Here is a 9935-nt window from a genome sequence, read left to right as displayed (position 1 = left end):
AAAAAACGAGAAAAATCATGGTTAAGTAGAATTATTTTTGATGAAAATCAAATAATAGTTGTATTTAATCGTGGGTTATTTGCTCTCATTTGTAGCCACCTAATATTCACGGGATGTAATTAAAACAAAGTAGTAAAATAACATTCATTACCATTCCTGGATAGATTACATCCATAATATATAAAGCCCACTTTACACATTGTAAAGTTATCCATACTGGATGACCAATCATATAATACGTTTAATTATTGGCATTAATGCTATTAATATATAATAATACAGCCGCACTCAGGAATAGAACATTGTCCTGAGTCGCCATAGTTGAGTGATATACATCACCCTTAGTTTAACTTTGTAAATATTCAATGATATTTGACAAATAAATAAGGAAATAAGCATGTCCTTCAAATCACTTCGTAATATTGCATTGACTGGTTTACTGCTTTCCGCTGCCGCAACAACCTTTGCAGCAACATCTACAACCACTAAAGCAACGGGCACGACCCCGAGTGATATGACCTGCAAAGAATTCCTCGATCTGAATCCTAAGTCATTTACTCCGGTTGTGTATTGGGTATTGAATGATGATACTCAATATAAGAAAGGCGATTATGTTGATCTGCAAGAAACTGATACTGTCGTGACACCGAAGGTAGTTGAAGTATGTAAGAAAGCACCTGAAAGTAAACTTTCTGAAATTAGACAGGATATTGTAGGTTTCGCTAAGAAACATATGTAACTTGTAGGTGCGCAACGTTAAACACAGAGTCACGAAGTAGATAAGGCGCTAATTAACTTTAAATGTTTAATTAGCGCCTTATTTTTGTGACAAATGTAAAGTTAACGACTAACACTCAACTTATCATAACCTCGCACATAATAATTAACAGCCGAAATTATCCAGCATAATATAAACATGCCTATTATCCAGTAACCAATCTCGCCTAAATTCTCACTAATATTATTAATCGGGGTCCAGACTCCTCCGGTTAAATTCATTTTATCTGCAATCAATCCTAACGCTTCAATCCCACCGATAAAGAAAGCGATAATAACCGAGGCTGCCGTAATGGTAATATTATAATACAATTTTCGCACCGGTTTAGAGAAAGCCCAACCATAGGCACCAATCATGACAAAATTATCGAGTGAGTCGATCAATGCCATACCCGCTGCAAATAAAATTGGGAATACCATAATGGACCACAAGTTCATGCCATGAGTAGCACTGGCGGCAGAAATCCCTAACACCCCCACCTCGGTCGCCGTATCAAAACCCAAGCCAAATAAAAACCCCACCGGATACATGTGCCAACTTTTATTGACCATATTAAATACGCGTCTGAAAACTCTGGCCAGCAGCCCCCCATTGTTGACGACTAAAAGATCCAGTTCTTCTTCTTGATAAACATGGCCCGCTTTGACTTGTTTAAATTTTTTATACACTGAAAGCAAGATAGTTAAATTGAGAAAAGCGAATAGTAATAAAAATACCGATGACACCAGCGTACCAATCAACCCACCGGTTTCATGAAACCACGCCATATCATCTTTAAATGCCATCGCCGTCGCGGCAATAGCCAGCGAGGCTAATATCACAATAGTAGAGTGGCCGAGCGAGAAAAAAGTCCCGACAGCAATCGGCGTTTTACCTTGTTGCATAAGTTTGCGAGTAACATTATCGATAGCCGCAATATGATCCGCGTCAACAGCATGGCGCAGGCCAAAACTGTATGCCAGAAAAGCCATCCCCATCAGTACTGCATTATCATTAAATTCGGTAAAAGCCCAAACCCAAGCTAACCCATTAACTACCAGCAAACCGATAAGCAGATAGATGGCGTGGCGTTTGGTTTGCTGATTACCAAACGCCACTCTTTTTTCTGTCACTGTCGTCATGTTCGCACTCCAGATTATTTTCAGCCGTATAGCGATCAAATGTTCAGAGCAAAACGTCCAGAGCGGAATAGTTATTGTCGATGTGCTGGCATCACATCTTTATTCGGAACCAAGAACAGCCATGAAGCTAAAACAAACGGCATGGTCAGTGTTGGAATACCAATCGGTAACAATAAGGTATTCAGCGCCCCCTGAACCAATACGGTAAATATAACCCCCACAATGGTGTAAGCCAGAACACGCCAACTGGGTTTATTAAAGGTCGAGCCCAGTGCTATCGCGGTCAATACCGCACTGAAAGCATAAAGCCCGGCGTTAATATCATGGGGATTAGCATCCAGAAAAGCGGCGGTGAGGATGGCTAATATCGCACCACAAACGGCAAAAATAGCCGCCCACAAAGATTCCACCGCCAATCCGATAACAAATAGAATCCCCCCGACCAGACTACTGAATAAGAATACCTGAGAAATACCGTTAAACATGCTGACAAAAGTATTGCCGCCACCAAAGATGCTCCCAGATTCCAATATAAATTGATGTGGCAAAGCCGGTGTGGGTAATGCGCTACTGTGCAAACCGCTAAAGGCGTAACTTGCCAGCAGAATCATCCAAGTGGTGAACACGAAGGGAGCAGTTAATGCCGCGACTTTCCAGGTTTTTAAAATATCGGCAATACACACGGTGGCGATTACCGACACGATACTGCCCAGCACAATGCAAGCCCATACCACCGGAGTTGCCATTAAAAATGTCGGGAGAGCCGCGCCAACCAAGCACCCATTATAGCCATATAACCCTGCCCGCCATGATTTACGGTCACGCATGGTTAAACCGGTAAGGGTGGCAACCACCGTACCTAACACACAGCCATAGGCAACAGCCGGGTTACCTTCACCATAAGCACCGACAAATATGGCGATAAAAAAGAATAGCCCGGAGAGTGGATTATTCTGGAACATTACCTGAGCACAGCCACGCAGAGTTGTATCAATAAATTCAATAAAAACATTCGAAGCGGCCAGTTGTGTCCAGCCAGATTGGTTATCTGTTTTTGCATTCATTATCTTTACCCTTCTTACTTGAAGCTGCAGCGGTGTTAGCTGCTCTCACGCACCCGAATCACTTACTGATGTAAGCTCATCGGGATTCATTCGTTTGCTGCCTTGCTGCAACTCCAATTAATTTGGGTAATACCCTTCTAGCTTGAAGCTGCAGCGGTGTTAGCTGCTCTCACGCACCCGAATCACTTACTGATGTAAGCTCATCGGGATTATGAGCCTCTGATGAGGCTCCCCCTTCGGGCCAGCGCATGCGCTGTTCAAAATGGTTTATAACCCATTTGTCATTCGTTTGCTGCCTTGCTGCAACTCCAATTAATTTGGGTAATACCCTTCTAGCTTGAAGCTGCAGCGGTGTTAGCTGCTCTCGTTACTCGCCCATCCTTGGGCCTCGCCTCCATAATGTTGATTACCCAGCCTGAGTATTAGCGCCACAAGAACTGCGCCGGCAGCGTGATACCAAGAATCTCCTCACGAGCTATCTTCCAGAACTGGCGAATCTCCGCCTTCACTCCGCCGCTGTCGATACCCAGTGCTTTAAACACTAAACCACAGTCATTAGGTAAGCGTGTTGCCCCACTGGCGATACCGGCTTTAATGTCAAAATGGGCCGCCACCCGAGCTAGAATGCGGTCATGATGCTCTTTCGGGGTTAATAAAATCACGTTGCCGAAAGCATCAAATGTTTGCATCACACCAACAGCATCAAGACTCTCTGACTTCGGCTCCAGAACATATTTCTCAACAAACAGCTCTTTTCCTGCCAAATCATGGGCCGCCACTTTCGACGAATACACATCAAAGCCGAACCGTTCTTCGGCATGATGGTATTTACGCCCAGACATCAGTATTTCTGAATAAATTGCGGTTGCCGTCGGATGAATATTAATAGTGGTATCAGTAATAAAACGTGAATTCCGGTGTGGGATCAGCGGGTCCGGCATAAACTCCAGATAGCCCCCCTCTTCCACGGTGAAATTCTGTATCTGCGAGGCATAGTTCGCATTCATCATATGAACTTTGGTGGCCGATTGTGTGGTAACATGCGCGCAAGCTCCAGCCTCCACATGTATATCGGTTGCCAGCCGGTCCCCTTGTAAAATGCACCCCGAGGTCGAAATCATGGTGACGCAAGGTAATTCAGGCATTTCTTCATCCCAGTACAGTGCTTTTTGTACCATCGACGGCACCCGTCTTTCCATTTCGGCCAAAATACTGCGATGCTCACGTTTGGCAAATCTCAGTTTGAGATAACCACTTTTCCCTACGGCCCCGCTACGCATCTGCACCGGTTCATCCTGATATTTCGCTAATTCCGGCGCGTTAACACCTAATGCGTGAGCGCGAACCCGTGAAGGTGTCTCCACGATATTCTGGCTCTGCGATGTCATGCATTTGCTCCTTCAGGCTGTACGTGAGTAAACAGAAAATCACGCATAATCATATCCACCAGCTCTTCAATCCCCTGACCGGTTTTACAGTTAGTCAAAATATAAGGGCGCGTACCACGCACCACTTTGGTATCACTTTCCATCACATCCAAACTAGCGCCGACATAGGGGGCAAGATCAATCTTATTGATGACCAGAATGTCTGCCTGAACCAGTCCAGGACCATTTTTGCGCGGAATTTTTTCCCCTTCAGCCACATCGATAACATAGATATAGAAGTCAGCCAGTGCCGGGCTGAAAGTCAGTGTCAGGTTATCACCACCACTTTCAATCATAATCAGGTCACTGTCTGGGAAACGCTCTTCCATCTCTTCTACTGCGGCAATATTCATGCTTGGGTCTTCACGCACCGCGGTATGTGGGCAGGCACCAGTTTCGACCCCAAGGATTTTCTCTTCATCCAAAATGCCTTTCAGGGTACGTTTCACCTGCTTGGCATCTTCTGTTGTCACAATGTCATTGGTAATAATCAGTGGCTTAATCCCCCGTTTAATCAGAATCGGGGTGATCACTTCGATGATGGCGGTTTTACCTGAACCTACCGGGCCACCAATACCAATGCGGGTAATCTTTTTGCGTTTATCGGTTGAATGGCTATTCACGGGGTAATCCTCTTAATTTTGATCTGGCTTTAGCTCTGCACTCGGTTAATACAAAACCAAGCACTCAGAATACGATTTATTAATCAGTTAGTTACTAAATAATCTGACGTGTGCTTTCACATGCACCGCCGCCAATACATCCACAATCGGCACATAAGAAGACATCTGGTCAATATCACCTATCTCGGCAATATCACAGAACGTCTCAATGTCATGGTTCAACTCAAACAAGATGCGCTGGGTGTCGAAATGGGTCACGCGCATCAAACGCATAGCCGCACTTAATATCGTCATCGCTACACCGTATTGATGCATAACCACCACTTCCCGCTGCCTTATCCCCTGTGCAGCCATAACCACCGCCTGAGTCACCGGATAGGTGCCTGCGGTATTGCCACTTTTTATCTGCCCCAGCCACCAACTGATCAGCGGGTGCTCCACCACATGGATAGACATCTCCGCCAATTTTTTCCCCATTCGGGTTGCCATCAAGCGGCTTTCTTCATTTAACTTACGATTATTTACTGCCCAGTCAGCACGGATGATGCCATCACTATCATCCGCCATTACGGCCCGATGGGCCGCGACAACCCCCATACCATCACAGCTCGCAGCCTGCTTTAACGCCGTCAGGACAAAGCCTTTTAATGTGGGCACGTCATGAACCACGCCGGTTTGAATGGCTGNNTCCACACCATTGGAAAACGTAAAGGCCCCGACCGGCAGTACGGAATCACCAAATTGCATGATACGAATCAGATCTGATGCATTCATTGCGGTGCCTCCCTGCCTCAATCAGTGTTTATGGTCGCTATCATGATCACCATGACTGTGATCGTGGTCGTGGCTATGGCTATGACCTTCACCATGAGAGTGAATACTGTGAATATGTAAGCCAGAACCATGGGGTTCATCCAGAGGGCTGGCAACATGAACATGGGTATCAGTGTCTTCAGCGCCACCAAACAACAGCCGTGCTTCAGAGTTAGTCAGCAATGGCAGAATTTCTGCCCCTTTAACAAAACGGAAAGGTAAGTGCTGGAAGCCATGTGTTCGCATGACCGAGTCCATCATGGTGGTAGCAACCGTGAGAGGTACGTACACCTCATTATTTTTAGTCACCGCTTTCCAATGCTGATTACCCAATGCGTGGCCCAGTTCGAAGCAGGTTTTAATCAACTCATCCGCTGAACGGTTTTTCAGTTCACTCAAATCAATCACCATCACATCGCGCAAATTGATCTGCACCACTACTGCTACGTTGCTTTCTTCATCCCATGTCAGCACGTCACCATCAGCAAGTACCACGTTCCTGTCGAGAGAAATACCGAGATCCAACCCCTGCATGGTGGATTTACGGCAGCGGCTTTTTTGCGCTTCCCGTTGATCCAAAACCAACAGATCAACAGTGGCATTTTTAAGTTTCGCCTGCCAAACCGGATCCTTTTTCACATTGCCAAGAATGTGCTCTATCAAAATCATGTTGTTGACTCCTTGCCTGTGTCAGCTTGCCCACAGTAATGAAATCCTTTTCTGTATCATTCATCCAAACGCGCCCCCTCCTTGGCACTAAATAATACTTACTGTGGGCAAGCTGAATTCTGAAATAACGGATTAGCGTCCAAACGTCCTATTAACCAAAGAAATAGCGCTGGTTCATTGATGCTGTTTCGATAGGTTCACAGGTGGCATGTACGCCATCCACTTTCACCGCAAAGGTTTCAGGGTCCACTTCAATATTGGGGGTTTGATCATTACGCACCAGATCATGTTTAGAGATGGTACGGCAGTTTTTAACCGCCATAACCTGACGTTCCAGCCCAGCTTTCTCTTTCACGCCATCGTCGAGAGCGGCTTGGGAAACAAAGGTGACGCAAGTGTCTTGCAGGGTTTTGCCCATCGCACCAAACATTGGGCGATAGAATACCGGTTGTGGCGTTGGTAATGATGCGTTCGGGTCACCCATCGCCGCCCAGTTGATCATGCCACCTTTGATAACCATTTTAGGTTTAGCCCCGAAGAAGCGCGGATCCCACAGTACCAGGTCGGCCATTTTACCTACTTCGACTGAGCCGATAACATGGCTGACACCCTGTGCAATTGCGGGGTTAATGGTGATTTTTGCCACATAACGTAGTACACGGAAGTTATCGTTATTCGGTGCATCTTCTGGTAATTTCCCGCGTGATGCTTTCATCGCGTTAGCGGTTTGCATTACACGTAGCCAGTTTTCCCCGACGCGCCCCATGGCTTGCGAGTCACTAGAGAACATGGAGATAACACCCATATCGTGCAGAACGTTTTCTGCCGCGATGGTTTCCGGGCGCACACGGCTTTCAGCAAACGAGACGTCAGCTGGCACATTTGGATTGAGGTTATGGCATACCATGATCATGTCGAACAGCTCAGCCTGACTGTTGACACCGTATGGTAGCGTTGGGTTGGTTGAGCTTGGCAACACGTTAGGTTGGCTGGCCACGCGGATAATATCGGGTGCATGCCCCCCACCCGCACCTTCAGTATGGAAGGTGTGAATAGTGCGGCCTTCGAATGCATCAATGGTATCTTCCACATAGCCACATTCGTTCAAACTGTCGGTATGTACCGAAACCTGAATATCCATCTCATCTGCCATGCGCAATGAGTGGCGCAGGGCATTGGCGGTCGCACCCCAGTCTTCATGGACTTTATAGCCAACCACACCAGCAATGGCTTGTTCCAGCAGTGGACCACGTCCGTAGGAGTTACCTTTACCCAGAATACCCACGTTGACAGGCAGACCTTCGATAGAACGCAACATCTGGCGAATATTCCATGGCCCCGGCGTCACAGTTGTCCCGTTGGTACCATCGGTTGGGCCAATCCCGCCACCAAAGAAGGTTGCCACACCGTTGGACAGCGCATGATAGGCCTGCTGTGGGGAGATTAAATGAATATGACTATCAATACCGGCGGCGGTCAGAATCAAATGCTCACCTGAAATGGCATCAGTACTGACACCGACCACCATTCCTGGTGTCACCCCATCCATCACACCTGGGTTACCACTTTTACCGATACCGGCAATTTTGCCATCGCGAATACCGACGTCAGCCTTAATTACCCCTAAGCGAGCATCAACAATTGTGACGTTGGTTATCACTAAATCCAGCACACCATTATCGCGGGTCAGATGGTTATTCGCCCCCATCCCGTCACGCAATGACTTGCCACCACCGTAAACGGATTCTTCACCATATCCACGCAGGTCTTTTTCGATTTCGATAAACAGATTGGTGTCACCCAAACGGATTTTATCGCCAGTCGTTGGGCCAAATAGACCCGCGTATTCTTGCCGAGAAATTTGAGGCATCTGTCGCTCCTTTCTTTTTTTCGGTGCGTGTAACCTTCATCTTTCAAGTTACAGGTGTGTTAGCTGCTCTCGCTCACCCGAATCACTTACCTGTGTAAGCTCATCGGGACTCTCTCGTTTGCCGCCTTCCTGAAACTTGAAATCTATTGGTTATAGCTAATTACACGTATGCGAATTTCGATGATTTTGATTAAGATAAGGTGTCATTTAGACGATTTGAAACCACGCTCAGCCGCACGACGGATAGCCTCTAGCTTATCTGGGCGTTCGCTATTAGGCACCACGCCTTCGCCGGTCCAACCATCCACCAGATTGTTAAAGCCATACAGTGTTTGCTTGCCACCGAAAGGGATCAGCGGAACTTCGGTTTCATCACCGGGTTCAAAACGAATTGCGGTGGTTGAGGAGATATTGAGTCTCTTGCCATAAGCCGCAGCACGGTCGAACTCCAGTGCACGGTTAACTTCGAAGAAGTGGAAATGCGACCCCACTTGAATGGGTCGGTCACCGGTATTGCGAACTTTAACTTTGGTTACTGGCTTATTTTCATTAAAGGTGATCGGTGTATCAGCTAAAATACAGCCACCGAGAGGGGTATTCTGTTCTGCATTATCTTTAGTGCTTTTCTTTGCGCTCATGCTTTAATCCTCTGCAGTAATCAGTTCAGGTTTTACTCGCATGCTGCCATCGGTGTTATTTAATAGGATCGTGCACCGTGACCAACCGGCTACCGTCAGTAAAAATTGCCTCAACCTGAACATTCGGAATCAGATCAGCTACCCCGTCCATCACATCATCTTTAGTGAGAACTTTGCTGGCTTCTTTCATGACATCTTCTACCGATTTGCCATCTCTGGCCCCTTCCATTGCAGTCACGGTGATGATAGAAACGGCTTCGGGATAATTGAGTTTCAAGCCACGCGCTTTGCGTTTGAACGCCACATCAGACAGCGTGTAGATCATGAGTTTTTCAACTTCTCTTGGGGTGAGCTGCATAAGCCCTCCTGTATGGTGTTAAGAAAGTGAAAGTGAGAAAAACAACCTACTAGCTCTATAACTGCTAGCCCTCTAACTTGCCTTATCAGTAAAGGGTTATCCCTTGTTATTACTGATAAAATAGGCTTTTGATGCCAGTTAATTAGTATATTTCAGAATTTAAGCGCATCCTCCTGCATATCTTGTTAGATTCTTCATTTGAGTTCTGATTTTTCGTTTTAACTACCCTCAATATGCTGCCCGACATTTGTGCTGCAACTTAAAATATCGAAAGAACGACTGCCGCCCGTTATACAGCAAGATATTACAATCGTGTATAAAGGTGTTATCCCGTTGGATTGGTTTGTATGATGAATTTTTGATAGGTATTTTTTACCGCGTTTAGTTATGCCAATCAATAGGTGAATGGCATCCGCTAATATTTTTTTACTAAAACAGAAAAGGATTACTGCATTTATCCACAGTAAACAACAAACGGATGAATCGATTAAACGTTTGCTTCCCATAGCTAACGAATCCCTTATTCAGCGCTCAGTTTCGGTATGTTCTTTTTGTAGCATAGATAATTATAAAT

The 9935-nt window shown here is 46.0% G+C and carries 10 protein-coding genes; 1 reads left to right on the top strand and 9 read right to left on the bottom strand.

What is annotated here, in order from left to right; genetic code table 11:
- Positions 1-397: 397 nt before the first annotated feature.
- Positions 398-739, top strand: a complete 342-nt coding sequence (hdeB, locus tag V1952_RS16710) for an acid-activated periplasmic chaperone HdeB (RefSeq protein ID WP_372559713.1) — start codon at positions 398-400, stop codon at positions 737-739.
- A gap of 101 nt (positions 740-840) precedes the next feature.
- On the opposite strand, the gene V1952_RS16705 is transcribed toward hdeB, so the two are convergent.
- The 9 genes from V1952_RS16705 to V1952_RS16665 form a co-directional block, all read right to left on the bottom strand.
- Positions 841-1899: a HoxN/HupN/NixA family nickel/cobalt transporter gene (locus tag V1952_RS16705; protein WP_083163067.1), complete on the bottom strand. Its 1059-nt coding sequence runs from the start codon at positions 1897-1899 to the stop codon at positions 841-843.
- A 71-nt stretch (positions 1900-1970) separates the two neighbouring features.
- Positions 1971-2963 (bottom strand): urea transporter, encoded by a 993-nt coding sequence (yut, locus tag V1952_RS16700; protein ID WP_420075151.1) that lies wholly within the window; start codon positions 2961-2963, stop codon positions 1971-1973.
- Positions 2964-3385: 422 nt separating this feature from the next.
- Complete coding sequence (locus V1952_RS16695; RefSeq protein ID WP_372559715.1) at positions 3386-4351, bottom strand: urease accessory protein UreD; 966 nt, start codon at positions 4349-4351, stop codon at positions 3386-3388.
- A complete protein-coding gene (gene ureG / locus V1952_RS16690; RefSeq protein ID WP_005188826.1) occupies positions 4348-5013 on the bottom strand; it encodes an urease accessory protein UreG in 666 nt (221 codons plus the stop codon). The genes V1952_RS16695 and ureG overlap by 4 nt, the downstream gene beginning before the upstream one ends.
- Positions 5014-5100: 87 nt before the next feature.
- On the bottom strand, positions 5101-5787 hold the full coding sequence (locus tag V1952_RS16685; protein WP_420075150.1) for an urease accessory protein UreF: 687 nt from the start codon (positions 5785-5787) through the stop codon (positions 5101-5103).
- A gap of 21 nt (positions 5788-5808) precedes the next feature.
- On the bottom strand, positions 5809-6495 hold the full coding sequence (gene ureE, locus V1952_RS16680) for an urease accessory protein UreE (protein ID WP_372559716.1): 687 nt from the start codon (positions 6493-6495) through the stop codon (positions 5809-5811).
- 151 nt (positions 6496-6646) lie between these two features.
- A complete protein-coding gene (locus tag V1952_RS16675) occupies positions 6647-8365 on the bottom strand; it encodes an urease subunit alpha (RefSeq protein WP_083163057.1) in 1719 nt (572 codons plus the stop codon).
- A 203-nt stretch (positions 8366-8568) separates the two neighbouring features.
- Positions 8569-9003 carry an urease subunit beta gene (locus tag V1952_RS16670; RefSeq protein WP_083163055.1) on the bottom strand — a complete coding sequence of 145 codons (435 nt, stop codon included), beginning with the start codon at positions 9001-9003 and terminating at the stop codon, positions 8569-8571.
- A gap of 55 nt (positions 9004-9058) precedes the next feature.
- Positions 9059-9361 (bottom strand): urease subunit gamma, encoded by a 303-nt coding sequence (locus V1952_RS16665; protein ID WP_002215288.1) that lies wholly within the window; start codon positions 9359-9361, stop codon positions 9059-9061.
- Between the last annotated feature and the right edge of the window lie 574 nt (positions 9362-9935).

Origin of the sequence: Yersinia sp. 2542 StPb PI, from assembly GCF_048593855.1 — a bacterium.
Lineage (GTDB): Bacteria > Pseudomonadota > Gammaproteobacteria > Enterobacterales > Enterobacteriaceae > Yersinia > Yersinia enterocolitica_E.
The sequence above is the reverse complement of the archived record's forward strand: the minus strand, read 5'-3'. Positions and strand labels throughout refer to the sequence as shown.